The sequence below is a fragment of the Candidatus Kapaibacterium sp. genome, assembly GCA_023957315.1.
Lineage (GTDB): Bacteria > Bacteroidota > Ignavibacteria > Kapaibacteriales > UBA2268 > PGYU01.
This window is the reverse complement of sequence record JAMLHE010000001.1, coordinates 37,169-62,880: the sequence shown is the minus strand read 5'-3', so window position 1 is coordinate 62,880 and position 25,712 is coordinate 37,169. Positions and strand designations below refer to the sequence as shown.

Annotated in this window: 25 protein-coding genes; 18 read left to right on the top strand and 7 right to left on the bottom strand. The window is 38.7% G+C overall.

Features of this window, described 5'->3' with window-relative positions; translation table 11 throughout:
- Position 1: 1 nt before the first annotated feature.
- Positions 2 to 724 carry a class I SAM-dependent methyltransferase gene (locus M9949_00265; GenBank protein MCO5249839.1) on the top strand — a complete coding sequence of 241 codons (723 nt, stop codon included), beginning with the start codon at positions 2 to 4 and terminating at the stop codon, positions 722 to 724.
- Here the strand turns inward: M9949_00265 and M9949_00260 are convergent, their stop codons facing one another.
- Positions 725 to 3,598: a S8 family serine peptidase gene (locus M9949_00260; GenBank protein ID MCO5249838.1), complete on the bottom strand. Its 2,874-nt coding sequence runs from the start codon at positions 3,596 to 3,598 to the stop codon at positions 725 to 727.
- Between the two features lie 76 nt (positions 3,599 to 3,674).
- Between M9949_00260 and M9949_00255 the strand changes: the two genes are divergently transcribed.
- The 5 genes from M9949_00255 (at position 3,675) to M9949_00235 (ending at position 8,167) form a co-directional block, all read left to right on the top strand.
- The gene (locus M9949_00255) at positions 3,675 to 4,808 is read left to right on the top strand and encodes a glycoside hydrolase family 3 (GenBank protein ID MCO5249837.1); all 1,134 of its coding nucleotides are present in this window, start codon (positions 3,675 to 3,677) and stop codon (positions 4,806 to 4,808) included.
- 121 nt (positions 4,809 to 4,929) lie between these two features.
- Positions 4,930 to 5,223 (top strand): hypothetical protein, encoded by a 294-nt coding sequence (locus M9949_00250; GenBank protein MCO5249836.1) that lies wholly within the window; start codon positions 4,930 to 4,932, stop codon positions 5,221 to 5,223.
- Between the two features lie 126 nt (positions 5,224 to 5,349).
- Positions 5,350 to 5,910, top strand: a complete 561-nt coding sequence (gene efp / locus M9949_00245; protein ID MCO5249835.1) for an elongation factor P — start codon at positions 5,350 to 5,352, stop codon at positions 5,908 to 5,910.
- A 99-nt stretch (positions 5,911 to 6,009) separates the two neighbouring features.
- On the top strand, positions 6,010 to 6,498 hold the full coding sequence (locus M9949_00240) for a GAF domain-containing protein (GenBank protein MCO5249834.1): 489 nt from the start codon (positions 6,010 to 6,012) through the stop codon (positions 6,496 to 6,498).
- Positions 6,491 to 8,167 carry a lamin tail domain-containing protein gene (locus M9949_00235; protein MCO5249833.1) on the top strand — a complete coding sequence of 559 codons (1,677 nt, stop codon included), beginning with the start codon at positions 6,491 to 6,493 and terminating at the stop codon, positions 8,165 to 8,167. Before M9949_00240 ends, M9949_00235 begins: the two co-directional genes overlap by 8 nt.
- Before the next feature lie 5 nt (positions 8,168 to 8,172).
- Here the strand turns inward: M9949_00235 and M9949_00230 are convergent, their stop codons facing one another.
- Positions 8,173 to 9,129 (bottom strand): hypothetical protein, encoded by a 957-nt coding sequence (locus M9949_00230; GenBank protein ID MCO5249832.1) that lies wholly within the window; start codon positions 9,127 to 9,129, stop codon positions 8,173 to 8,175.
- Entirely contained in the window at positions 9,126 to 9,623 is a 498-nt protein-coding gene (locus tag M9949_00225) for a helix-hairpin-helix domain-containing protein (protein MCO5249831.1), read from the bottom strand. The genes M9949_00230 and M9949_00225 overlap by 4 nt, the downstream gene beginning before the upstream one ends.
- Before the next feature lie 84 nt (positions 9,624 to 9,707).
- On the opposite strand from M9949_00225, the gene deoC reads away from it, so the two are divergent.
- Positions 9,708 to 10,385, top strand: coding sequence for a deoxyribose-phosphate aldolase (gene deoC / locus M9949_00220; protein ID MCO5249830.1), 678 nt, complete (start codon positions 9,708 to 9,710; stop codon positions 10,383 to 10,385).
- A 102-nt stretch (positions 10,386 to 10,487) separates the two neighbouring features.
- Positions 10,488 to 11,861 (top strand): tryptophanase, encoded by a 1,374-nt coding sequence (locus M9949_00215; protein MCO5249829.1) that lies wholly within the window; start codon positions 10,488 to 10,490, stop codon positions 11,859 to 11,861.
- Between the two features lie 75 nt (positions 11,862 to 11,936).
- Here the strand turns inward: M9949_00215 and M9949_00210 are convergent, their stop codons facing one another.
- Entirely contained in the window at positions 11,937 to 12,359 is a 423-nt protein-coding gene (locus M9949_00210; protein MCO5249828.1) for an OsmC family protein, read from the bottom strand.
- 130 nt (positions 12,360 to 12,489) lie between these two features.
- Here M9949_00210 and M9949_00205 point away from each other — a divergent pair, with 130 nt between their 5' ends.
- The 6 genes from M9949_00205 to M9949_00180 all read left to right on the top strand — a co-directional run bounded on the left by M9949_00205 (position 12,490) and on the right by M9949_00180 (position 18,658).
- Positions 12,490 to 13,857 carry a PAS domain-containing protein gene (locus tag M9949_00205; GenBank protein ID MCO5249827.1) on the top strand — a complete coding sequence of 456 codons (1,368 nt, stop codon included), beginning with the start codon at positions 12,490 to 12,492 and terminating at the stop codon, positions 13,855 to 13,857.
- Positions 13,858 to 13,867: 10 nt separating this feature from the next.
- Positions 13,868 to 14,362 (top strand): 5-(carboxyamino)imidazole ribonucleotide mutase, encoded by a 495-nt coding sequence (purE, locus tag M9949_00200; protein ID MCO5249826.1) that lies wholly within the window; start codon positions 13,868 to 13,870, stop codon positions 14,360 to 14,362.
- 83 nt (positions 14,363 to 14,445) lie between these two features.
- On the top strand, positions 14,446 to 16,515 hold the full coding sequence (locus tag M9949_00195; GenBank protein ID MCO5249825.1) for a thioredoxin domain-containing protein: 2,070 nt from the start codon (positions 14,446 to 14,448) through the stop codon (positions 16,513 to 16,515).
- 12 nt (positions 16,516 to 16,527) lie between these two features.
- Complete coding sequence (murG, locus tag M9949_00190; protein ID MCO5249824.1) at positions 16,528 to 17,610, top strand: undecaprenyldiphospho-muramoylpentapeptide beta-N-acetylglucosaminyltransferase; 1,083 nt, start codon at positions 16,528 to 16,530, stop codon at positions 17,608 to 17,610.
- The gene (locus tag M9949_00185) at positions 17,607 to 18,074 is read left to right on the top strand and encodes a hypothetical protein (GenBank protein ID MCO5249823.1); all 468 of its coding nucleotides are present in this window, start codon (positions 17,607 to 17,609) and stop codon (positions 18,072 to 18,074) included. The genes murG and M9949_00185 overlap by 4 nt, the downstream gene beginning before the upstream one ends.
- Complete coding sequence (locus M9949_00180) at positions 18,071 to 18,658, top strand: hypothetical protein (GenBank protein MCO5249822.1); 588 nt, start codon at positions 18,071 to 18,073, stop codon at positions 18,656 to 18,658. The genes M9949_00185 and M9949_00180 overlap by 4 nt, the downstream gene beginning before the upstream one ends.
- On the opposite strand, the gene M9949_00175 is transcribed toward M9949_00180, so the two are convergent.
- Complete coding sequence (locus tag M9949_00175) at positions 18,655 to 19,329, bottom strand: metal-dependent hydrolase (protein MCO5249821.1); 675 nt, start codon at positions 19,327 to 19,329, stop codon at positions 18,655 to 18,657. The genes M9949_00180 and M9949_00175 overlap by 4 nt on opposite strands.
- A 144-nt stretch (positions 19,330 to 19,473) precedes the next feature.
- Here M9949_00175 and trxA point away from each other — a divergent pair, with 144 nt between their 5' ends.
- Positions 19,474 to 19,797 carry a thioredoxin gene (gene trxA, locus M9949_00170; protein ID MCO5249820.1) on the top strand — a complete coding sequence of 108 codons (324 nt, stop codon included), beginning with the start codon at positions 19,474 to 19,476 and terminating at the stop codon, positions 19,795 to 19,797.
- 12 nt (positions 19,798 to 19,809) lie between these two features.
- A complete protein-coding gene (locus tag M9949_00165) occupies positions 19,810 to 20,103 on the top strand; it encodes a 4a-hydroxytetrahydrobiopterin dehydratase (protein ID MCO5249819.1) in 294 nt (97 codons plus the stop codon).
- Between the two features lie 888 nt (positions 20,104 to 20,991).
- Here M9949_00165 and M9949_00160 read toward each other — a convergent pair.
- Positions 20,992 to 21,468 carry a DNA starvation/stationary phase protection protein gene (locus M9949_00160; protein MCO5249818.1) on the bottom strand — a complete coding sequence of 159 codons (477 nt, stop codon included), beginning with the start codon at positions 21,466 to 21,468 and terminating at the stop codon, positions 20,992 to 20,994.
- A 169-nt stretch (positions 21,469 to 21,637) separates the two neighbouring features.
- On the opposite strand from M9949_00160, the gene metG reads away from it, so the two are divergent.
- Positions 21,638 to 23,797, top strand: coding sequence for a methionine--tRNA ligase (gene metG, locus M9949_00155; protein MCO5249817.1), 2,160 nt, complete (start codon positions 21,638 to 21,640; stop codon positions 23,795 to 23,797).
- A 5-nt stretch (positions 23,798 to 23,802) separates the two neighbouring features.
- On the opposite strand, the gene nusB is transcribed toward metG, so the two are convergent.
- Positions 23,803 to 24,399 (bottom strand): transcription antitermination factor NusB, encoded by a 597-nt coding sequence (gene nusB / locus M9949_00150; GenBank protein ID MCO5249816.1) that lies wholly within the window; start codon positions 24,397 to 24,399, stop codon positions 23,803 to 23,805.
- A 182-nt stretch (positions 24,400 to 24,581) separates the two neighbouring features.
- On the opposite strand from nusB, the gene M9949_00145 reads away from it, so the two are divergent.
- A complete protein-coding gene (locus M9949_00145; protein ID MCO5249815.1) occupies positions 24,582 to 25,712 on the top strand; it encodes an ABC transporter permease in 1,131 nt (376 codons plus the stop codon).

Genomic DNA, 25,712 nt, shown 5'->3' with positions numbered 1-25,712 from the left:
TATGAAAGTAAAATTATTTTTCATTCGTAAAACGAAAGCAATCTATTTGAAGCTGAAATTGCACAAATTATTCGGCTTAATGAATGGTTTTATGTTCAATTTGTCTTATTTGAATGAATTCTCGCGGTGGCGAGCTTCGATAACTAAGCCCGAATTAGATGATTTTTTTAACCCGAATTTTGGGACAGGCAGAAGATTTGAACTTTTCGAGTTTATCAAAAATAAGTACGGATTGAATTGTCCGATTGATTATCTCGAATTTGGCGTAGCTTACGGACGAACTTTCAAATGGTGGGCAGAAAATAATTCTAATGCCGAATCGAAATTTTACGGCTTCGATACTTTCGAAGGGCTTCCTGAAGATTGGAATTTATTCAAAAAAGGCGATATGTCCGCAGGTGGAAAATTGCCCGACATGAACGACAATAGGGCTGAATTTTTAGTCGGATTATTCCAGGACACTTTGCCAGGTTTTCTCCGTACATTCAAAAATGATAAACGAAAAGTGATTCATATTGATGCCGATTTATACACCTCGACTTTATTTGTTCTCACTTCGATGGCGCACCTTTTACGCAAAGATGACATTATCATTTTTGACGAATTTGGCGTACCGATGCATGAATTCAAGGCATATATGGAATTTACAAAAGCATTTCGCATTGAAACCCAAATAATCGCAGCTGTCAACAATTATTTCCAAGTAGCTTTTATAGTCAAATAATCATCTTTCGATTACAAATGGGTATGTGTCGCTTGTGGAACCGCTCGTCAATCTGACGAAATATTTCCCGATAGCCAATTCGTTTGCGTTGAAGCTGTATTGATAATACTCCGAAAATTTATTCCCCGAAATTGTGATTATCTCTTTGACTTGTTTGCCGTTTATATCAATTACGTCAATTTTAATCATGTCTGATTCAGTCACCGCGAATTCGATATTGACTTGGTCGCCGCTTGTCGGATTAGGGTAAATTCTATGAATGAAAGCATTTTTTGGACGTGAATTATATACTCCGTCAGGATTAATTCTAATCGGCAACAAAGTGTTTATATTTTTTGAAGTATTGACGAGTGCGTCATAATCAGCATTTGCAAATACAACAAATGTAACCCTTACTGTGTCATCAGGTCGCACTCTGAGCGGACCTGAACCCATCACCATACTTACATCTTTTACGCCCGATTCTGCACGTGCGATTCCATTGCTCATCATTAGCCATTTTTCTTTCATTGTAAATCCGTCATAAACACCCGGATTTTCCTCGCTTGTGCCGTCATTATCAATTGCAAAAAAGTTGTGATTGCCTTGGTTCATCATTTTTACTGCTGCAAGGGGATAGCTTTCATTCACAACATTTTGAACATATCCGAATTCATGCTCGAAATCCCATTTCGCAACATTATTCGAGCCGCCGGGACCAATATCCCAATCGAAATACATAGCTACAAACAATGAATCGCGATATAGCCCCGATTGATTGATAACGTCATAATTCAGTACGAGAGCATCTCGAAGTCCGTCCGAATTGAAAATATATGCATTGTTGAGCACCGAAACGCCAACCATCAGCGAATCCCATTTTTCCGTGAATTCATTATATGTATGATTAATTTGCTCATTTCGCTCAACAAATTCGATTGATTTTACAATTTCGAAGTGGCGATTTGCATTATTTCCGTTTGCAGCTCGGGCAACGTTTGCTACAATAGTACTGTCGGCAGCTATCATCAAAGCTCCTTCAAATAATAAGCCCGATGATTGATTCCACGAAAAGCCTTCTCCCATCATATTATACGGGAAATCATTAAATGCAATATTACCCCGACTTGCAACTGATGCTTTCAAAGTATTTGATGTGAGTGTTCGCCATGACGGACGAGCCATAAGTTCGATTGAATTTACATTTGTAAAATAGCCGTCGCGAATAATATGGATTTGGACATTGAATCTGTGGTCGATTGGAATATCATCAGGAATTCGCAATCGTAGCGATTGACCTGCATCTACGACAGTATTTTTGAGTATTGTTCCCACCCAAATGCTATCAACAAGCAACTCGGCATTAAAACTTTCTGCATATGCTTTGATATAGACCGAATCAACATCTGCAAGGTAATTGCTAAGTGTCAGTTCGACCGAAATATAATTTCCGGGAGATACAATGTCATCACCATCTTCGTCAATTACTTCAATCGAATGTAGTGAAACCCATTTTGGGTCTTTTATTGTGATGGCTTTTAGCAAATTTACTCTGCCTGCACCAAGTTTGCCGATGTATGATGTATTTCTGTTATAAAAATTATCAGATGTCGCTTTCAGCACTTCACCGACTTCTTTGTTTGAATATTCGGGGAACATGCTCATTATCACGGCTGCACAAGCTGCAACTACCGGCGATGCCATAGAAGTGCCGTCCCATGCTGTATATAAATCAATCGGGATTGTGGACATGATTTGCGTTCCGGGAGCCGTAATGTCCACAGATGAATGGAAATTCGAGAATCCTGACCTTTGGTCTAATTCGGTTGAAGAAGCAACAGATATGATTCCATCATATGCAGCGGGGTAAAAAGCTGATTCTACGGCATTATTGCCCGCAGCGGCTACAATTACGCATCCGTAGGTGTTTGCTATGTCAATTATTTCTTGCTCGGCTTCGGATAAGCCACCGCCGCCCCAACTGCAATTGATGACTTGCGCACCGTTCATTGCAGCATATAAAACTCCATCATAACCATTTACTATTGTTCGGCTGAATTGCGAGTCATGTCCTATCTTTACGGGCATGATTTTCACTTTGTTCGTGATTCCGGCTATACCTATTTCATTATTGCGGGTAGCAGCTATAATACCGGCAACGTGAGTGCCGTGTGGGTGTCCGGGCATTGCGTCATTGTCAAATCCAGTAGAGTCTGAATTGCTCGCAAAATCCCAACCCATATAATCATCTATAAATCCGTTCATGTCGTCGTCAATTCCATTGGTTCGCTTGTCGTTTCCATTAGCGTCCAAGCCGTCTTCTCCCGGATTAATGTACAATGTACCCAGCAAATCTTCGTGCAGATAATCAACACCAGTATCAACGACTGCCACGATGATTGTGTCCGAATCTATCGAATCCATGATTTCCCAAGCCGGTATTGCCCCAATCAATGGCAGCATATATTGTTGGAAAAGTAAGGAATCATTCGGCAAATCGACAATTTTCCTGATGAACATTGGTTCGGCGTATTCGATTTCAGCTAAGTTTGAAATCTTTCTCGCTGCAATCATCGGGTCTATAGGCGATGTATATTCTAAGATTAGTATTCTTTCAATAGACGAGACAGCTCTGTTTCCTCCACCAAAACTCATCAAATTATTATTATTATTGCGTATATTGTGTTGTGCAATGAGAGCGGGATGGACAAAAGTTCGGTGCTCATATTCCCCCAAAAGTGAATTCAACACTTGCTTTGTGTCATTGCTCAAAGATTCGACGCTATTGCTTTTGATTTTGACTACGATTTTGTTGGCATAATACTCAGAAATTTGTTCTTCAGCTAAAGATGGCATATATAAGAGAAATAATAAGCAAATTGTAAATTTTTTCATATTTTTAAATTGTTGGTTTTGCAAAATCAAACATAAAACACATAAATCATAGAAAAGTTACAATTCGGTTTATATTGTGAAATATTTTATTCTCAAGAAAATACTTCTGCTGATATTTCTGGTAATCTTTGCCATAAGCTGTAGCGAAGACAACTCAATCAATTCATCGGACGAAGTGCTTAACGAATGGGTTGGGCAGATGCTAATGGTCGGTTTCAGGGGATTGGAAATTGAACATGATTCGCAAATTGCCACACAAATCAGACTCGGGCGAATTGGCGGTGTTGTGCTTTTTAGTCGTGATGTGGCTCTTGGCAGTGGTATCAGAAACATTCAATCACCTTGGCAAGTAAAATTGCTCAATTCGCAATTACAATCACATGCCAAAATACCTTTGCTCATCGCAGTTGACCAAGAGGGCGGATACGTTGCAAGGCTCAATGATGTTTTCGGTTTCCCCGAAACAGTTTCGCAACAATACCTTGGTGATGCAGATAATGAATTCATGACAACACTTTCCGGGCAATTAACGGCGAGAACACTTAGCGAAGCCGGATTCAACCAAAATCTTGCTCCGGTAGTTGATTTGAATATCAATCCCGAAAGTCCAGCAATTGGAGCAATTGAGCGAAGTTTCTCGGCATCTCCCGATGTAGTAGTTCGTAATTCGGCAATTATTATTGATGAGCACCGTAAGAAAAATCTCATCACAACTTTGAAGCATTTTCCGGGTCACGGCAGTGCCAAAACTGACTCTCATTTTGGCTTTACAGATGTTACAACCACTTGGCAAAACATCGAACTCGAGCCATATCGTCAGCTAATAAATATGAACAAAGCGGATGTGGTCATGACTGCACACGTTTTTAATTCCAATCTTGATGCTCAATATCCGGCAACACTCTCGAAAAAAATCATAACAGGAGTTTTGCGAGAGCAACTAAATTTTGACGGTGTGGTAATTACTGACGATATGAATATGAAGTCTATCACCGACCATTATGGATTGGAAAATGCTATCGAGCTCACAATCTTAGCCGGCTCGGATATTATCATTTTTGCAAATAATTTAGTTTATGATGAACTTATCGCCGAAAAAGCTCATAAAATAATAGTTGATTTGGTCAAATCCGGCAAGATTTCACGTGGACGTATCAAGATTTCCTATGATAGAGTCATGAAACTTAAGTCTCAATATTTGATTAATTGACATAAATCGAATATATTTTTCAAAATAATTTTGAAATATTGATGTTTTTGATTAATTTCGCTTAGTACAAATCAAAAATAGTTAATACTTTGTTTATTTTCAGCTAATAAAAAGACAAATAATGTTCGCTACCAAAAAGAAAGGGTATGCAGGAAAACCTGTAAAACAACCCATTAAGCCCGTAAAACTAAATCAATGTGATGTTGATATTCTTAACTACCTAAAAGACGAAATGCGTGAAGTGATTTCGATTCATGAAAAACTCGCTAAATATAGCGACCAAGAAATCAGTCTTAATTTATCATGGCTCGAGAAAAAAGACTTTATAAAAAAGGTTATAACTCACAACCCATTTGGCATGAATACAATTTCATATACATTAGATTATATGGGTAAGGATTTTTTCGGTAAATAGTTTACTTTCATTACTATAAATGAATTCTACAGTGGTAAGAAGATTCCGTTTGTGTCTCCAAAATAAAACGGATATTCAAACTTCTTGCTATAGATATAATTTTTGTAAATAATATGTAATCGAAAAATGGGAACTACTTCAGATCTGAGACCCGGTGCTTATGTCAAATATAATGGCGAGTTATGCCAAGTGCTTGAATCACAGCACAGAACTCCGGGCAATCTTCGTGCATTTTTTCAAGTAAAAATGCGAAACGTTCGTACAGGTAAACTGTCCGAAAACCGATTCCGTGCAGGCGAATCAATTGAGTTTGTGCGTGTTGATAAAAAATCTTACCAATATTTATATAGAGACGGCGATTCTTTAGTTTTTATGGACCAAGAAAATTACGAACAAATCCCCGTGATGCAGGAAGTAATTGGCGATAGCATCAGATTTTTGAAAGAAAATCAGGAAGTATCAGTCAACTTCGAAGGCTCAATCATACTTGGAGTTGATTTGCCACCAAATGTAACGCTTGAAATTATTCATACCGAACCGGGCATGAAAGGCGATACTGCTACAAATTCATTAAAACCTGCTACTGTCGAAACAGGGGCACAAGTTAATGTTCCGCTTTTTATAAACGAAGGCGATGTTGTCAAAATTGATACTGCTACAGGCAATTATATGGAACGCGTTAAGTAAAAATTAGCTAATTTTTTTCTATGAAGTGAAATTGTTTGCACAACAATTTCACTTTTTTTTTGTTCATTTCATCATCTTTGCTTAATTTTAATAATAAAAATGAATACTATTGATGAAAATAAAGATTTTGTAGAGCAAATCAAGTCTCTGACTTACGGTGAACCGGATTTTATTGCTAATTCATCTAACTTTGTGGCATGGTTTTTCAACGCTTTTAGAGCCATTAACTGGGTCGGATTTTACCTTTTGAGCGGTGATGAACTGATTCTCGGTCCTTTTCAGGGTAAACCCGCTTGCATCAGAATTGAACTGGGACGCGGAGTCTGTGGCACGGCTGCTCTCGAAAAGAAGGCGATAATTGTGGACAATGTTCATGAATTCCCGGGTCACATTGCTTGCGATTATGCCTCAAATTCGGAAATTGTAATTCCAATGATTGTTGACGATGTTTTGTATGGTGTGCTTGATATTGATAGTCCCGAGTTTTCACGTTTTGATGAAAATGATTTAGAATTGTATCAGATATTGCTTAATGTCTTATTAGATAATTCCGATATGTCTAAGATTGCAAAATATTACAATGAATAGCTTCTTTTCGCTCTTTTTATTGATGATAATTTGTCTGAGTTTCGAATCACATTCGCAAATAATTGTGAATGAATTGATGCCTGTGCCGACCGGAAGCGAACCGGAATGGATTGAAATTTTCAACACTACGGACATTGATTACTCGCAAGATTATTTAATCATTTGCGACTTGGCAACGTGCCGTACCTTAAAGAATTTTTATCTTGAGCGGAATTCTTATTGTATCATAACAAAAGATACTGCCGCATTCAAAACACATCGCACAATCAGCGAGAATGTCCGACTTTATCAATTTAACGTCCCGACATTGAATAATACATTTGATTCGCTTAAAGTTTTTAACAAAGATACTGTCTTGCTCGATGGTGTATTTTATGACATGAAGCACGGAATCAAAGGTGTGTCCTTAGAGCGAGTCCATCCTGATTTGCCGGCTACAACGCCGAGCAATCTCAAGCCTTCAGCCGATATAAGCGGTGCTACTCCCGGCAGACGCAACAGTGTATTCCCTGTGGATTACGATATTTCGATAACAAGTGCCGCTCAAAATACTGATGATTACACAATTTCGGTTTTGATTGAAAGCATTGGCATCAAATCAATCAATTCCTTTCGGCTTGTGCTATACGCTGATTTGAATTTCGATAATATTTTTGATGAAAGTGAAGCTATTTACGATTCGCAAATTGAAATGAATGACAATATTGCGATTGTTGAACTTGACAATGCACTGAATAATAATGAAATATTTTCCTCTATTTTCAACTTGCAAATTGAAGTAATCGCCATTAATGACGACAATCCCGAGAATAATATCTCAAGATTTCCTGCATTTATGAAGGGAAAAACTCCCAAAATTACGATTAATGAAATAATGTTTGAAACTGATGCAGGATATGCAGAATATATTGAAATATATAATCATGAGTCTAAAGCAGTAAATTTGAATGGATTCGGACTTTATGACAGAGCGGAACTTTGGTCTGCGAAATATATAATTAATAATTTAATTATTCCTCCAAAGGAATATTTCGTAATTGCTTATGACAGCACGATTTTCGAGAATTTCGATTATTTGAAAAATATGAATAACACTTTCATTCCAAACAGCAAGCTAAATTTGAACAATAGCGATGATTTACTCGTGCTGGCGATGCCCGATAATAGTATTTTGGATTCGCTTACATATTTTAAAAATTGGCATATCAAAGACGATATTAACACCAGAAACAGAAGCTTAGAAAAAATCAATATCGAAATGCCGTCATCGGAGAAAATGTCCTGGACTACTTGTTTGCAACCTTCAGGTGGCACTCCTGGGTTGCAGAATTCAACTTATGTGGAGCTTGTTCGCGATGGGATGTTAAACGTAGCTCCAAACCCATTCTCACCAAATATTACAAATGAAGGCAGTCACTGCCTGATTTCCTACAGCTTGATTTACGAAAAAGCCAAGATAACTGCCAAAATTTACGATTTGGCTGCAAATCCGGTCAGGACTATTTTATCTGAGCATTGGACATCAAACGAAGGCTTCTTTGCATGGGACGGCAGAGACGATACAGGTCTCAAATTACCCGTCGGACCGTATATACTTTACTTTGAAGCAATCGAAAGCCCCTCGGGCGAAGCGTATTTGGACAAAGTGATGATTGTAATTGCAGAGTAGCCGCACTATTCGATTAGCTCTCGGGTTAGTTTTCTCACAAGCTCCTGAAACTCTTTCAAATCATCATTTTCGAGTATGCCTTCCACTTGCTCTATTAATAATAATCCCCGCTGACGGATTCCGAACAAACTCATCATAATTTTCGCTCCTTCATCATTTCGTTCCAATGAACCCGTAATGAAATAATCAATCCCAACCTGATACAAGGCGTCAAATTCATGCTCAGAAGGAGCCGCATAATTTTCAATACCGTATAGTTTAAACTTCGCATAGACCGAATCCCGTGTTGCGAGGTCATAAACAATATATTTTTCGCTCCTATTTGCGGCTTCGAAAATTGATTCGACCGCCGAATATGATGAAACAACATGGTTACGAATGATTTCCCAATCCTTGAATAAATCGTAGTCAACGTAGTAAATACTGCCAATCACCAGCGTTGGTAGTGGGCGGACATTGAAACCTTTGATTGAATCAACAAAAAGTAAAGAATCATTCATAGCAACAGCCAGGGCGCGTTGAATTGATGTCAATAATGCCGGGTCATAAATCAAATCACCTGTTTCGTTGTCAAAGAATCTGACCAATGCATAACCATAGCCACGACTACGTTTGGTAGTATCGGCAACATTGATAATATCAATATCCGCACGGATGATATTTTCCAACACATTCACTTTTACAAAAAGTAGATTATCTGCATTCGTCAAATGTGCAACTTTCATCAATTCAGGGTTTTCATTCATTTCATATAAATGTGATGATACTGAATCTCGTTCTTTGGCACTGACATATTTTTTATCAAGTATGGCAAATGCAAATGAAAGTGCCATATCAATTTTTGTTTCCGATATCGCATGTCCCGCTTCGGGATTTATAATCCTTGCCGGCAAATATGATTCGGACTTGGAAAAATATGTAAAAAGTAGAAAAATTATAGTCAAAATTATTATTTGCTTCATTGAATGTCCCTGAAATGTATGTTAGTAACTTTGTAATTAGGATTGCTCCTGATGTGCTGAATTGACTCTAAAATTTTAGTCTGCGAAACCTCTGAAAATCCCTTCAATTTTGCAACATCACCATTTATACAAGACGATTCAAGACCGTCAATGTCTATAATCCCAAGTTCGCTATATATTTGCTTGATTTTTTTTGCTCCAAGACCATCAATTTTGAGTAACTCAAGCAGAGATTCGGGGTATTCCTCTGTCAACTTTTCATAATAGCTCATTTTGCCTGTGAGCACGAATTCGCTGATTTTTGTATTGAGTGCTTTACCGATTCCGTCAATTTCGGACAATTTATTTTCCCTTGCCATGCTCTCTATATCTATATCTAAGGATTTTAATTTATCGGCTGCTGCAACATAGGCATTGAATTTGAAAAACATCTCGCCTTTGATTTCGAGCAACTTTGCAATATTGTTTAGTATCTCTATAACTTTATCTTTCATAAATAATTTTTTTATTTTGATTTTTTGTACGAAATTGTAAACGAAAGTAATGATATTTTGATTATTATATTTTTGAAATTGCAAATGGAATTGAATGTCGTTGATGTTGCTTCTCGTATCGAACATACGATACTAAAGCCGGATACAAATTATCTGGAAGTAGAAAAGCTATGTAAAGAAGTTCAGGATTTCAATTTTGCATGCGTTTGTGTTTTACCCTATTTCGTAGGATACAGCCGAAGTATCTTGGTCAAAAGGGAGAAAGTCTGCACAGTAATCGGATTTCCTTTAGGGGCTTCATTTGTATTTTCAAAGATGGACGAATGTGTTCATGCTCTAAAAAATGGTGCCGGTGAAATTGATATGGTAATCAATATTGCTGCATTGTTGGCTCACGATTATAGAACTGTTGCGACTGAAATATCATCAGTTGCTGATATAGCTCACAACACTTTGGCAAAAGTCAAAGTCATCGTTGAAACTTGTTTGTTGAACGAGCAACAAAAAATTGATGTGTGCAAAATCGTAAGCGACAACGGAGCCGATTACATCAAAACATCAACCGGATTTTCTCACGGTGGCGCTACTCTTCATGATATAGAATTGCTCAGGAAATACTCTAAGGATGAATTAAAAATCAAAGCCTCAGGCGGCATCAAAACGGCACAATTCGCAATTGAATTAATCAATGCCGGAGCCGATAGAATTGGCACAAGTTCAGGTGTGAAAATCATCCAAGAACTCAATTCGATGAACGCTTGATTCAACCCCAATTTGTCAACAATCTTTCAATGAAAATTCTTTCATTATGAATTTTTGCTTATTTTTGAATAATATTATGAATTAACGAAATAAGGGAACAAGATGAAAACTTTAATAGAGCCCTTCAAAATCAAAACAATTGAAGAGATTCCAATCACAAAACGTGAAGATAGAGAAATATTTTTAAAAGATGCATTCAATAATCCGTTTTTTCTCAGGTCCGAACACATCACTATAGATTTGCTGACAGATAGCGGAACAACCGCTATGAGTGCCAAGCAATGGGCAGGTTTGATGGATGGCGATGAAGCATATGCCGGAAGCCGCAGCTATTATAAATTCGAGAGCATAGTCAAAGAGATTACAAATTTTAAGCACATCATACCCACTCACCAAGGTAGAGCAGCCGAGAGAATTTTGTTCACGATTTTAAAAGGCGATAACAAGTCAATACCAAACAACACACATTTCGATACCACACGTGGAAATATTGAATATAATGGTATCGAAGCTCTTGATTTTCCGGTCGAAAATGGTTTAATTCCGGAATTGGAAGCACCTTTCAAAGGCAACATGGACGTTGATAGATTGAAAGCTTACATCCAACAACGCGGGAAAGAAAATATTCCCGTTTGTATGCTCACAATCACTAACAATAGTGGCGGTGGACAGCCTGTTTCGATGCAAAATATAAGAGAAGTAAGTCAACTTTGTCGCGAAAATGGCATTCCATTCTACCTCGATTGCTGTCGTTTTGCCGAAAATGCTTATTTCATCAAAACTCGTGAAGCGGGATATGCCGACAAACCAATCAAAGAAATTTGCAACGAAATGTTTTCCTACGCTGATGGCGCAACAATGTCTGCCAAAAAAGACGGACTATCCAATACCGGCGGATTTTTGGCTACAAACGATGATGCCTTAGCCGAACAAGCCCAATCATTGTTGATAATCACTGAAGGATTCATCACATACGGTGGTATGACTCGCCGCGACCTCGAAGCATTAGCTCAAGGGTTCGTAGAAGTGATGGACGAACATTATTTGGAATATAGAATCGGGCAAATTAAGTATTTGGGCAACAAGCTAATCGAATCGGGTGTGCCGATTTTGGTGCCCACAGGCGGTCATGCCGTCTATTTGGATGCCAAACGCTTTACTCCACATATTGCGCCCGAATTTTTCCCTGCTCAAGCTATCCTATGCGAATTGTACTTAGTTGGCGGCATTCGTTCCGTCGAAATTGGCTCGCTGATGTTTGGCAGAAGCGACCAGAACGGCAACCATATCGGACCACCAATGGAACTTGTCAGACTTGCAATCCCGAGACGTGTTTACACACAAGCACACACCGATTACGTTGCCGAAGCTTGCGAAGAAGTTTATAAGAATCGCACCAAATTGAAAAAAATGCGTTTGCTATACGAAACCAAATTCCTTCGCCATTTCACAGCCAAATTGGAATACATTGATTAAGATTTGCGATTGAAAATATTTATCATAGCCCACGAAGAAATTTGTGGGCTATTTTTTATTACCAATGTCCGAATATCACCCCTTCTTCTCCACCACTCCTGTCCATTCTACTGTGCAGCCGGAACGTTGGAACATTGCAGAGGCGCTGCAATAGTTTTTGTGGGACAGTTCTAATGCACGGTTTAAGTCTGCTAATTCCGCATCGGGGCTGATGAGGCGGAAATTCATCGTTACGTGCGTGAATACTTTTGGGTGGCTTTCTGCTCGTGTGCTCGAAACATCCACTTGGAGCTCGTCAATTTGTTTGCGTCTTTTTCGGAGTATTGATAATATATCCATCGTGGTGCACGCTACCATTGATTGTAATAGCACTTGCATCGGCGTTGGTGAGGAATTTTCACCGCCGATTTCCGGGTTTGCATCAAATGGCGTTTCCTGACCGAGAGCGTTCGTGGCTATCAGTCTCATATTGTGGTCAAGTTTTAAATGTACGTTCATCGCTGTATTTGTCCATATCTAAAAAAAAACATAAGATAAAAGACGATTCGCCGTCAAGTAAATGATAAGATGAATGTTATTTTATACTTTTTTCGTAATTTTAAAAATATTACAGATACAATTTTAAAAAATGGCTGATTCGATAGAAGAACTAAAATCAAAATTAGAAATTTTGACTAAAGATAAAGAGGAGCTCAAATCCAAACTTGATGCTCATGTGGAATTATTAGATGAAACGCTTCAGCATTCCGATACTGTCATTGTTGATTGTACCGAAGATTTCAGAATTAATGCTGTTCTCGGACCTTATGACCAAGTGTTTCACGAACATCGTGATAAATTCAAGCACGGTGGCAATTTGATGAAAATTGTCTATGCAACTACAAAAAATATTATTGACCAAGACGAGCTGAAACAACATTCAAACACTAACGAAGCCAAAAATTTGGAGCAAAAAATCATTGAATTCATGCAAAGCAAACGAAATGATATTTTGCTCAAAGTTGTGGGAGAAACGACTAAAGGCGAAACTTTCATCTTAATTTGGAATATGAAGCGTTTTGGTCGCTATTTCAGGTCTTTCTTTACTTCAATTTCTGCAAATATAATTCTCGACAAAATAAGTGAGAAACACGAACATGAAATCGAAGTTTTGACAAGAAGGATTGAAAATTTGGTAGAATATTCAAGCGATGGTTTCATTATTTTGGACAAAGTTGGCAAAATCACTTTTATTAGCCGGAATGCACGAAAAACTTTGATGGCTCAAAATGTCAAAAGGCTTATGGATGCTGACGTTAGGGGTAGATTATATCGTGAAATATTTGTTAATGACAGTATTGAAGAAATCAACCGAAAGCTTGACATAAACAAGAGAGTATTCACTACAAATCAGGCTGAGAGCTTCATCAAAAAAAGCCCTGATGGCGATATTCATTTTAGTGTATTTCCTGACCATAACGAATTCGGTGATGTTCAAGGTATAGTCATTGTGACTTCGCTCAAGCCAACAATGATTTCAAATGAATTGGAACAAAAAGTCAAGCGTTTGAGCACTGCAGTTCAAAAAATGCAAAGCGAAAAAACTTATGCTGATGAACGAATTAAAGAATTAGACTATAATCAGCAATGGATGATGAAAAAGATGGAGGAATCCAATCAAAACATCAAATTGCTGCACAAATCTCTTAAGCAACTATATAATTATCTCGAGAACTTGCCTATTCCGATTTGTATTATTGATTTGCCGACTTTAAAGTACGAATTCGTAAACACTAAGATGCACCAATGGATGAATACCAAGAAAACTGACGTGGTCGGCAAACGCGATGAAGAACTGTTGGAAAAGGATTTGATTATCGCTTTGAACGAAATTTTCAAAGAAACGATTAAAACTATGCAACCGATAAAGATTAGCTATAAAGAATATACGATTTTACAAATGGCATTTTCGAATGAAAAGAATTTGCCCACGAGAATGATTCGATTAATTTATTGATGGAATGAAAATGGCATTAAACCCTGTAGTTGGAATAATAATGGGTAGCGATAGTGATTACCCGACAATGCAAGCCGCTGCTTCGGTATGCGATGAATTCGGTGTTGCATACGAAATAAAAGTGATTAGTGCTCACAGAACGCCGCTCGATATGACCGAATATGGTCAAAAAGCTCATTTGCGTGGCATCCGTGTAATAATTGCAGGAGCCGGAGGAGCAGCACATTTGCCCGGTATGATCGCAGCGAATAGCCCTTTGCCTGTGATTGGGGTGCCGGTTCAATCCAAAGCCCTCAGCGGCATGGATTCGCTCTTGTCAATTGTCCAAATGCCGTCAGGAGTTCCTGTAGCCACTGTTGCTATCGGCAATGCCTTCAATGCGGGTTTATTGGCAATCGAAATACTTGCTGTTGCGGATAACGATTTACGAAATAAAATTGTTGAATATAAAAACCGCATTGCTGATGAATCGAGACAAAAAAATAATGCACCACATTTCAGCTGATTAAGTAGTTCGCTAAATAAAATATAAGTTATTCGTTTCAAATTCGTTTCTGAACATGTTATTTTATACGAAAGAGTAAACTTATGAACGAAAATTATAGAAGCAATAAATTAGCCGCAGAACTAAGCCCTTATTTGCTCCAACACAAACACAATCCTGTTGATTGGTATCCTTGGTCTGAAGAAGCATTCGATAAAGCAAAATCCGAAAATAAGCCGATTTTTCTTTCCATCGGCTATTCAACTTGTCATTGGTGTCACGTTATGGAAAGGGAATCATTCGAGGATGCTGAGGTTGCAAAATTGATGAATGATACTTTTGTGAATATCAAGGTTGACCGCGAGGAGAGACCCGATGTTGACCATATCTACATGACTGTTTGCCAAATGATGACCGGAGCAGGAGGCTGGCCCCTCACAATTTTGATGACACCCGAAGGTAAGCCGTTTTATGCAGGAACATATTTCCCGAAATATTCTCGCGGGGAACGCCCGGGAATCATTGATTTAATCAATCGCACTAAGGAAGTTTGGCAGACACATCAAGCTGAACTCTCAGAAACTGCCAATGATATATCCCAACAATTACAAAATATGCTCCCAACTACTGATGGTGCCGTCATTTCGGAGAATATTTTCCGTAAGGCATTTCACGAATTAGCAGGCACTTATGACGAATTCTATGGCGGATTCGGCACTCGCCCTAAGTTTCCCGTGCCGCATAATTTGCTGTTTTTAATGAAGCATTACCGCAGAAGCAATAATGAAGAGGCTTTACAAATGGTAGTCAACACTTTGACTCGAATGAGGCTCGGAGGAATTTATGACCATGTCGGATTTGGATTTCACCGATATTCAACCGATGCTAAATGGTTTTTGCCACATTTCGAGAAAATGCTTTATGACCAAGCGATGTTGCTTAATGCCTATTCCGAAGCATATTTGCAAACCAAAAATGAATTATTCCGCAAGACAGCTTATGAAATAATCGAATATATCAATCGCGATTTGCTCTCGCCCGAAGGTGCGTATTTTTCCGCCGAAGATGCGGATAGCGAAGGTGAAGAAGGAAAATTCTATGTTTGGGACATCGAGGAAATTCGCGAACATCTCATCGGCAATGTGGAACTGATTTCTGACATATTTGGAATCGAAGAAAGCGGAAATTTCTTGGAGGAAGCGACGAGAGAGAAAAACGGCAAAAATATTCTTTCTCTAAAAGATACGATAGCGCATTTTGCTAAATCCAGAGATTTGAACTTAGTTGAATTAAACAGCAAGCTCGAAAATATTAGACAGATTCTTCTCGCTGAACGTTCCAAACGCATTCGTCCACATCTCGATGATAAGATTTTGACTGATTGGAACGGATTGATTACGGCTGCACTTGCAAATGCCGGAAAAATCTTTGCCGATGAAGAATTTATCGGATATGCTGAACGAACTTATTCATTTATCAAATCTCAGATGTTCACGCCAGATGGTGGTTTGCATCATCGTTTTCGTGACGGAATTGCAGGAATTGACGGCATGATTGACGATTATGCTTATACGATTTCGGCTTTGTTAGAGCTATTTTCGGCAACTGCAAAATCCGATTATCTCGCTGATGCTGTAAAATTGACAGATTATTTGATAGAGCATTTCCAAGACCCCAAAGGCGGATTCTATTTCACATCCGATTTAGCTGAAAAACTTATCGTCAGGAAAAAAGAAATCTACGATGGCGCAATTCCATCGGGCAATTCAATTATGCTCGCAAATTTGGTGAAATTATCAAAAATTACAGGTAATACCACTTATATTGACATTGCCGATAAAGCTACTAAAGCATTCGCCGGTTCTGTGACTTCCGCACCTTCGGCTTATACATCATTTTTGATTGGGTTTGATTCCCTAATTTTGCAAAACGGTGAAATAGTGATTGTCGGCACCGAGCCACGCAGTGATTTCATGAAAGCACTTTTTGCCGAATTGAAATCTACTTATATAGTCATTGTGAAAACACCGGAAAATTCGCTTTTATTGGGAGAGCATTTGAAAAACAATGTAGCAATTGACGGCAAAATCACTGCTTATATTTGCAACAATTTCACTTGTTCGGAACCGATTAGAGGTGAAGAAGAAATTCTTGCCAAAATACGGGAACTTTAATTGGCTGAAAAAATGCACATATTATTTGGAGCCGGTGGAACCGGTGGGCATCTGTATCCGGCGCTGTCGGTTGCCGATGAATTGAAAAAAATCAACCCGGACATTCGAATCACTTTCGCCGGGCGAGCGGATAAAATTGAAGCCCGTGTAGTGCCTCAATACGGTTATGAATTTATCACAATGGATATACAGCCACCGATATTAAAAGCCAATTTGAATACTTTTCTATTTCCGGTCAAAATGGTTAGAGCAATCAGGAAAATCCGGTCCTTTATAAAATCGGAAAAAGTCAATATGGTGGTCTGTGCAGGTGCATATATCAGCATTCCTCCCGGAATTGCCTCCAAGCTTTCCGGGGCAAAACTCGCGTTGATGGAATCGAATCTCAATCCGGGCAAAGCTGTCAAATATTTGGCAAATAGGGCAGACCTCATTTTTACAGCTTTCGAGGGAACTCAAGACTACTTCAATTATAAAATTCATAGCAAAATCAATCATCTTGGCAATCCAGTCCGCGAAACTTTTATCAAATCTGTTGATATTGCCGAATCACAAAAGCGTTTCAATATTAATCCCGAAAAACGAACTCTGCTAATTTTTGGTGGCAGTCTCGGTGCGGAATCTATAAATCGAGCCGTTTTGAATAATCTCGAACAATTACAAAGCCTCGATATAAATATTATCTGGCAAACCGGAAATTCGCTCATCGCAAATTCTGATGATTACCCGAATGTGCAAGTTATGAAATATATTGACGACATGGCATCGGCTTTTGCAGTCTCAGATTTAATCATATCTCGCTCAGGTGCAACCACAGTAGCTGAATTGACTATTACAGGCAAAGCGTCTGTTCTCGTTCCGCTGCCGACTTCATCTACCGGCGAACAGGCAAAAAATGCTCGATTGATGGAAGAAAAAGGTGCTTCGATAGTGATTCATGACAAAGAAATTTCAAATCGCTTGTTTCATGTAGTAAAAGATGTTATATTTGATTTTGAAAAATTGGGAAAAATGGCAGAAAATGCCCGAATTCTTGGCAAACCCAAAGCCGGTGAAGAGATTGCATCTATCATTTACAAATTGGTTCAAAAATGAGTGAAGTCAGAAAATATTCGCAAACAATTGATTTTTACTGGAAATCAATTTCCTTTTATTCAATTGTGTTGATTTTGTACAGTTTGATGGCAGGCTCAATTGCCGAAGGCACTCTTTCGCTCAAACTTGCTGACCCTTTCGTAATATTGTTGACCATCATCATTGTGGCATCTGCAATATCTATGCTCTCACGCTATTACGGCGAAAGAGCAATAACCGTTACCGATGAAGGTATCCAATTCAGTAACAGATTCCGCGAAAAATTCTACTCACTTAGCCAAATTGAAGGCATTGAATTTGCGCGAGAACGTATTTTTCGTTCGCGAAGGCGATATAGCGTAATTAAAATAAAAGTTGCGAACAAAATTATGCCCATTAGGATTCGCCCCTCTGCTTTCGACGAAGAAAGCGGATTGATAGAAGACCTTAAAAGACTCAAATCAATGCTCAAGGGCAAGAAATGAAATTCTTGATTTCAATATTTCTGTTGCTTTTTTCATTTGGCGTCGCCAATGCCGACTTCAGAGCAACAAATTATCAAATCATTGACTCTTTGGCATCTGAATATGCTCGGCAAATAGCTTCGGAAGTGAAGACTCAGGGTTTGAGCGGTGTAAATTTGAAAATATCTTCTCATCAACTTGCTAAGTTTTCTGAATTACATTTCATTGAGCATTTGTCTGATAGTGACATCAAAATTTCGGATGAAGCCGGAGTTGCGGCTTTGGAAGTGAATTTGGGGGAAGTCATAGTCCGATACTTGCCACATGAAGATTCAGACAGCTTAAAGCGGATGATTTTTTACAACTGTTCGAGCATTTTGAATACAGGTAATTCAACTACAATGCTTTCAAAGTTCGATAAAAGCTACAGCGATATAATTGGCAGAGACGAAGTCGCTGCCATCCAAAATTTCTCATTTCCATTTACAATTGCTGATGTACCCGACCGGAATTTATCACTTTTCGACAAACTCATCAAACCGGTCGTGTATATTACTACAGCCGCTATTACCGTGTTGTTGCTCTTTACGGTACGTTCAAACTAAAATTCTATCGTTTCGCCGAATTCCATTACACGTGCTTTTTTATTGATTGCACTAACTTTCCCCGCGAATTCATGTGGGTCAGCCTCAATCACCTCGAAAGTATTATAATGCATCGGAATTGCAAGCGCCGGATTGACGAAATCCACCGCTATGACTGCGTCGTCAATTCCCATCGTGAAATTATCGCCAATTGGCAGCATCATAACATCAATTTTGTCCAATTCGCCAATTAATTTCATATCCAGAAATAATCCCGTATCGCCGCAATGGTAAACAGTTTTGCCACCCATTTTGATTACGCAACCGGCAGGATTGCCCAATTCGCCACTATCTGCAGTCCACGAGCCATGATGAGCAATTGTGAATTTCAATCGCCCAAAGGGGAAGTTGAATCCGCCGCCAATGTGCATTTTGTGGTTCTTTATAGCTTTGTCGTCCAAATAATGCCCAATTTCGTTAATACAAATAACCGTCGCATTGCATCGCTTGGCTAATTCAAATGTATCTCCGATATGGTCGCCGTGAGCATGTGTCAAAGCTATGAAATCAACGTGAATATCGTCTGCGTCAACAGTTGCGTGAGTATTATGCGTTATGAACGGGTCAATGATTAGTTTGTAAGTCCCGTCGTCGAGTATAAAGCACGAATGCCCTATGTAAGTGATTTTCAACATTTTGCCTCCTATAGTTGTTATCAATCAATCAAATTGTTTATAAAACGTTTATAACAAAAACTTAAAATGATTTTAAAGTTTGCTACTTTAAACGAAGTCAATTTTACGAAAAAATTTTATAAAGTACAAGGAGTTTTTGAAATGTCTAACGCAATTCATGTAACAGATGCTGATTTTGATGCTGTAGTTTTGAAGTCCGATATTCCGGTTTTGATTGATTTTTGGGCGGCTTGGTGCGGTCCTTGCAAACTTATCGCTCCAATTGTCGAGGAACTAGCCGGAGAATATGCCGGAAAATTCAAAATTTGCAAACTTGATGTTGATAACAACCAAAAGACTGCGTTCCAATATGGAATTCGTTCAATTCCTACAGTTCTCATTTTCAAGAATGGTGAAGTTGTGGATTCGATTCTTGGAGCAGTGCCTAAACAAAAAATAGTTGATAGAATCCAAACTCACATTTAATGGAGATTTTTTATGCCAAGACCAACTTTATGCGATGAGCAAGAAATAGAGCTTTACCTCAGTAATTTACCACTTTGGGAGCGTGACGACAAATTGATTGTCCGAGAACTTGTGTTCTCGAATTTTGTAGCGGCAGTGGGAGCGATTAATTCAATTGCTGTGCTTGCCGAAGTCGCCGACCATCACCCCGACGTTTTGATTTACGGGTACAACAAGCTCCGAATTTCGCTAAGCACACACGATAAAGGCGGATTGACAAAAGCTGATTTTGAACTTGCGAAAAAAATTGACGACTTGAAATTTTAAGTCGCGATAATTTTCAATAATAGCAGGGCTGTCCAAATGGGCAGCCTTTTTTTTTTGTTGCGTCAGTTGTTACAACTGACGAAAATACATACAAACCTGTAGTGACAGAACAGCGTTCTTCTATAATTGACTCTGAAAGAGTCACATGTTTATAGCAAAATTGTTAATATTATATATCCAACCTCGAAGAGGTCGCACCGTACTCGCTTAAAATGATTCGATTCCCCGCATTTCATACGGGGCTAATTATAGTCCTGTCAGTTGTTACAAAGACTTTCGTCCTGTCAGTTGTTACAAAGAAAGTATAGTGATAATAAAAATGCCGCCCGAAAGCTGCTTTTAAGTCTCGTTCTGTAAGTTGGTACAACTGACAGCTTGAAATGCAGTGCATGTTTTATCGGTCAGTTGTAACAATTGACCGGACATTAACAAAGACCGGAAACGTGAAGGCACAAAGGGTGCAAAGAAAAAACCTTCCGAAGGTTTCGAACCTTCGGAAGGCTGTATGTTTTTTATAAACATTCAAGCCCTTCGGGCTTGTTGAAAATGTCGCGATTTCTTTTCCCCGCATTTCATACGGGGTTATTCATATTCAACCACTTCGTGGTTTTCAATAATATAATCCTGTCCATCACGAAATCTTGATAATCCTGTTCAAGATGGACAGAACGCTGTTCTGTCCCTACGTTTCGGGTCTTTCTCCCTCTCCTTCGGAGAGGGTCGGGATGAGGTTCTTTGGTTTTATTCCTGAAATACGTTGACTCTCTTTGGAACAATCATCTTAATCACAAAAATCACAAAAATCATAGTTCAGACTGCTTCAACGCACAAAAAAAAAGAGTCTGCCCTTGTGAGGCAAACCCTTTCTCTAATTTTTGCTTGCAATTCTTATTTGTTCAGATAAGCAGAATACATCCAAACTAATTTTTCTTGTTCGCGAATATAATCGCTCATCAGTGCGTTTGTGCCTTCGTCGCCTGCATCACCTGCTAAATCGAGAATTTCTCTTTGCAATGTGATGATGTATTTGAATGAATTCAGTACTTCTTCGACGCCTTTTTTGCCATCTTGGACATGTTTGCTTTCTTCGATTTTCGATAGTTTCGCATAATCTGTGTAGTTATGGTTTGGAGTATAGCCAAGTGTCAAAATCCGTTCGGCAACTTCGTCAATTTTCAAAAAGAGGTCATTGTACAATTCTTCAAATTTTACGTGAAGTTCGAAGAATTTTTCACCTTTGATATTCCAGTGATAGCCGCGAGTGTTTTGGTAGAAGAACGAATAGTTAGCAAGTAATTCATTCAATTTTGTAGCGAGTTTCATTGTTTTTTCGGTGTCAAGACCGATTGCATTTAAATTTCCCATGATTATTTTTCCTCATATTTAAACATACTATGAAAACGAATTATTATGAAAATATTGTAATATTTCACTAAAGTCCTCAATATGTAACAATGTAATTAATTCCGGCATAAAGTCGCTCCAAATTGCTATATTTGTAAGTTTGGAATATACCTGATACGGATTTATTAAAATGAAGAAACGAACTCTTATTACGTCAGCCTTGCCTTATGCTAACGGACATTTACACTTGGGTCACGCTGCCGGAGCATACTTGCCCGCAGATATTTTTGCTCGCTTTATGCGATTGAGCGGTGAGGAAATCTTATATGTATGTGGCTCCGACGAGCACGGCGTAGCTATCACGATTTCTGCTGAAAAGGAGAAAGTTACTCCTCAGCAAATCGTTGATAAATATCACTTCGCAAACAAAGAAGCCTTCGACAAATTCGGCATGACTTTCGATATTTATTCCCGTACTTCTGAACCCCTGCATCACGAAACTGCCCGTGAATTTTTCGCTGATTTCCTGAAAAAGGGCTATCTGACTGAAAAAGAAGAGGAACAATTTTTTGACAAAGTTGCAGGAATTTTCCTTCCAGATAGGTACGTAGAAGGTGTTTGCCCGAATTGCGGCTATGACAAAGCTCGCGGCGACCAATGCGATAGCTGCGGCGCTTATTATAATCAGACTGAACTCAAATCTCCCATTTCAATCGTTTCGGGCAAAACCCCCGAAGTTCGCAAAACCACTCATTGGTATTTTGCTTTTGACAAATTTCAAACTTTCTTGGAGGGCTTTCTCCAATCACACGAACATGAATGGAAAGAAAATGTGGTTGCACAAACCCGTAGTTGGCTCAAAGTCGGTATGGCAGAGCGCGCTATAACAAGGGATTTGGATTGGGGCGTAAAAATTGAGGGCATAGAAGGAATTTCCGACGAAAAAGCTTTCGGCAAGCGGCTCTACGTTTGGTTTGATGCGGTGCTTGGCTATATTTCGGCTACAAAAATTTGGGCTCACGAGAATAAAGCGGATTGGACTAAATGGTGGAAAAATCCTGATACGGACTATATCGCATTCATCGGCAAGGACAATATCGTGTTTCATACATTGATTTTCCCGGCTTATTTGCACGGCTATGGTGATTACATTTTGCCGCATAACGTTCCCGCAAATGAATTTTTGAATCTCGAAGGACAGAAATTCTCCAAATCGAGGAATTGGTCTATTGATTTGCGCGATTTTCTCGCAGATTTCCCATCGCCAATTCATGTGGACGTGCTTCGTTACTCATTGGCGATGAATTTCCCCGAAACGAGAGATTCCGATTTCACATGGAAAGATTTCCAGACTCGAAACAATAGCGAATTAGCTTCCATATTCGGTAATTTCGTCAATCGTACACTTCAGTTTTTGCATAAAAATTACGAAGGAAATGTTCCCGAACTTTCCGGTAAATACGCCAATTTGGCTCAAGATTGGCAAAAATGGGCAGAGTCCGATAATGCTGATGCCTATGACTTGTTTGCGAGCAAATATTCCGAAAATGATGCCAACGCTGTCAGAGCTTTAATCGAAGGAATCGCCAAATCCGACAAAAATTTCAGAAAATATCGCTTCCGTGACGGTATCACCGATATTATGAACGTCGCAAGAGCTGCCAACAAATATTTCAATGACGAAGAGCCTTGGAAATCCGGCAAATCAGACACCGAAAAATGCGCCAAAACATTGTTCGTATGCTGCCAATTTGTTCGTACTCTCGGCGTGCTATTCGCACCGATTACGCCCAATACATCGGCTACAATATTGAATCTTCTTTCACAAAATAACTATACCGGGCAATCTCAAAATGCCAATCCAATTGCGACAAATCTATGGAAAGGAGCATCTTATCCAACTTTGAAAGCGGGTAGCCCAATACTCAAGCCGGAAATTTTGTTTACGCATATCGAAAATGATGTAGTTGAAGCACAAATGGCGAAGTTGGGCGATAAAGAAGCGAAAAATGCCGAGCCGGAGCAAGAATTGATTGATATAGATTATTTCTCGAAAGTCAAACTCGTAACTGCGAAAATCATAAGTGCAGAGAAATTGCCCAAATCGAAAAAATTGCTTAAATTGCAGATTGATACAGGCACGGAAAAACGTCAAATTCTGGCTGGAGTAGCCGAATTCTACGAAGCTGATTATCTTATTGGGAAAATCATAGTCGTGGTAGCAAATCTTAAGCCTGCAAAATTAATGGGCGAAATGTCCGAAGGAATGATGTTGGCTGCGTCTAAAGACGGGAAATTGCTGTTCGTAACGCCGGAAAAAGAGATTGGTGAAGGTGCCGAGGTCAGATAGCTCGACTATTTATCCCAGCCAATCAGTCCTCTGCCTGTTTTGTGGATATCGCCGCTTTCGTTAAGCTCTTTGAGTATTTTATCAAGTATTCCGTTGATAAATACGTAACTTTTGTCGGTGGAATATCGCTTGGCAATGGACAATGCTTCGTTCAAAGTCACAAATGGCGGCACATCATCGAAATAGATGAATTCGTTAGTTGCCATATGAATCAAAATTTTATCAGTCAAGGTGATTCTGTCAAAATTCCAATTTGAAGAATTATCCTTGATGGTCTTGTTGAATCTTTCCATATTTTCGACACAGTGAAGTAGAAGCTTTTTAGCAAATTCTTCGTCACTTTCAGTCCAAATAATCGGAATATCGGCTTCCAACTCATAGACCTCGTCCGGTTTGAGAATTTTATTTTCTACCAAATGCTCTTCATTATCACCAAAGTTGAATCGGCGGTAGAAGATATGGGAATAAATTTTATCAATGGGCGTGTCGGATACAATTTTGACCATTAATAATTGAAGAACCTTCTCACGTGCTAATCTGCGATTGCCTCGTAAGGTGGTTACCCTGCTTAGAGGGAAAGAATCTGGGTTTTCAAATGGCATTTATCATAATACAAAATAATCAATCTTCAAAAATAACACTTTTTTTTGAATGTATGAGAAAAAAATAAATACAATTTCTTATATTCATTTCCTTCAATCATAATAAGAGAGTGTTACAAATTATTTTCTATAATTTATCAATTGTAGAAATAGCCCAAAAATATAGTGAAAATTGGATTGTTATGAGCGAGAAAAACGAACTAATTGAATTTGAAACCGAAGGTGATTCAATAACTTTGAAACTTTCGGGCGAGCTTGTTATGACAAATGCTGATAATTATGATTTGAAGCAAATGCCAATTACCAAAGATACAAAAAAAATTACATTGGATATGGAAAATGTATCCCGTTACGATACATTCATGCTCGCTTTCATTTACAGAGTCGAAACAGTGTGCAAGGAAAAAGAAATCGAATTTGAGATGATTGGTGTAGATACTGACATGCAAAGCTATCTTGACTTGCTCATGCCAAAAGATGAAGCCGAACCTGAAAAAGAAGAGAAAGGCTCAAAATTTGTTTCAAAGGTCGAAAATTTTGGCAATAAAATCAAAACCAATTTAACCGACATACATGGATTTGTAGAATACTTTGGAATCTTGACTACAAAAATGTTGAAATTGTTTGTCAAACCACTTTCAATGAGATGGGAAGATTTTCCATCTCAGGTGTTCCGTTCCGGAGTGATGGCTCTGCCGATTACTATGCTGATTGTGTTTTTAATAGGACTTATAACAGGCTATCAAGGTGCTACTCAGCTCAAACGTTTTGGTGCCGATATGTTTATTGCGGATTTGATAGGTATTTCAATCACTCGAGAATTATCGCCGCTGATGGTTGCCATTCTCGTAGCAGGAAGGTCGGGCTCTGCATTTGCAGCTGAAATCGGCTCGATGAAAGTCACAGACGAAATCAATGCCATGACTTCAATGGGATATGACAAGTATGAGTTTTTAGTCTTACCACGAGTCTTAGCTGTTGTATTGTCTATGCCATTTATTGTTATGATTTGCAACGTAGTTGGTCTGTTTGGTGGTCTTATTGCGGCTATTTCAACATTAGATGTAACTGTAATAAGCTATGTAAATCGTTTGGAAATGTCGTTGACTTATGGTGATATTGCTTCGGGTTTGATAAAAAGTTTATTTTTCGGGTTTGTTATCGCTTCAATAGGTTGCTACAAAGGTTTGAAAGTTGAAGGCGGTGCGGATTCAGTCGGTAGAATGACAACATCATCGGTAGTTGCAGCCGTTTTCATGATTATTTTGTCAGATGCTATTTTTACATTCATTTTTCAAGCAATAGGGATTTAA

Bases quoted from the DNA above. Each gene is read 5' to 3' on its own strand.
- M9949_00265 (MCO5249839.1), top strand. From the start codon at position 2: ATGAAAGTAAAATTATTTTTCATTCGTAAAACGAAAGCAATCTATTTG.
- M9949_00260 (MCO5249838.1), bottom strand. From the start codon at position 3,598: ATGAAAAAATTTACAATTTGCTTATTATTTCTCTTATATATGCCATCT.
- M9949_00250 (MCO5249836.1), top strand. From the start codon at position 4,930: ATGTTCGCTACCAAAAAGAAAGGGTATGCAGGAAAACCTGTAAAACAA.
- efp (MCO5249835.1), top strand. From the start codon at position 5,350: ATGGGAACTACTTCAGATCTGAGACCCGGTGCTTATGTCAAATATAAT.
- M9949_00240 (MCO5249834.1), top strand. From the start codon at position 6,010: ATGAATACTATTGATGAAAATAAAGATTTTGTAGAGCAAATCAAGTCT.
- M9949_00235 (MCO5249833.1), top strand. From the start codon at position 6,491: ATGAATAGCTTCTTTTCGCTCTTTTTATTGATGATAATTTGTCTGAGT.
- M9949_00230 (MCO5249832.1), bottom strand. From the start codon at position 9,129: ATGAAGCAAATAATAATTTTGACTATAATTTTTCTACTTTTTACATAT.
- M9949_00225 (MCO5249831.1), bottom strand. From the start codon at position 9,623: ATGAAAGATAAAGTTATAGAGATACTAAACAATATTGCAAAGTTGCTC.
- deoC (MCO5249830.1), top strand. From the start codon at position 9,708: ATGGAATTGAATGTCGTTGATGTTGCTTCTCGTATCGAACATACGATA.
- M9949_00215 (MCO5249829.1), top strand. From the start codon at position 10,488: ATGAAAACTTTAATAGAGCCCTTCAAAATCAAAACAATTGAAGAGATT.
- M9949_00210 (MCO5249828.1), bottom strand. From the start codon at position 12,359: ATGAACGTACATTTAAAACTTGACCACAATATGAGACTGATAGCCACG.
- M9949_00205 (MCO5249827.1), top strand. From the start codon at position 12,490: ATGGCTGATTCGATAGAAGAACTAAAATCAAAATTAGAAATTTTGACT.
- purE (MCO5249826.1), top strand. From the start codon at position 13,868: ATGGCATTAAACCCTGTAGTTGGAATAATAATGGGTAGCGATAGTGAT.
- M9949_00195 (MCO5249825.1), top strand. From the start codon at position 14,446: ATGAACGAAAATTATAGAAGCAATAAATTAGCCGCAGAACTAAGCCCT.
- murG (MCO5249824.1), top strand. From the start codon at position 16,528: ATGCACATATTATTTGGAGCCGGTGGAACCGGTGGGCATCTGTATCCG.
- M9949_00185 (MCO5249823.1), top strand. From the start codon at position 17,607: ATGAGTGAAGTCAGAAAATATTCGCAAACAATTGATTTTTACTGGAAA.
- M9949_00180 (MCO5249822.1), top strand. From the start codon at position 18,071: ATGAAATTCTTGATTTCAATATTTCTGTTGCTTTTTTCATTTGGCGTC.
- trxA (MCO5249820.1), top strand. From the start codon at position 19,474: ATGTCTAACGCAATTCATGTAACAGATGCTGATTTTGATGCTGTAGTT.
- M9949_00165 (MCO5249819.1), top strand. From the start codon at position 19,810: ATGCCAAGACCAACTTTATGCGATGAGCAAGAAATAGAGCTTTACCTC.
- M9949_00160 (MCO5249818.1), bottom strand. From the start codon at position 21,468: ATGGGAAATTTAAATGCAATCGGTCTTGACACCGAAAAAACAATGAAA.
- metG (MCO5249817.1), top strand. From the start codon at position 21,638: ATGAAGAAACGAACTCTTATTACGTCAGCCTTGCCTTATGCTAACGGA.
- nusB (MCO5249816.1), bottom strand. From the start codon at position 24,399: ATGCCATTTGAAAACCCAGATTCTTTCCCTCTAAGCAGGGTAACCACC.
- M9949_00145 (MCO5249815.1), top strand. From the start codon at position 24,582: ATGAGCGAGAAAAACGAACTAATTGAATTTGAAACCGAAGGTGATTCA.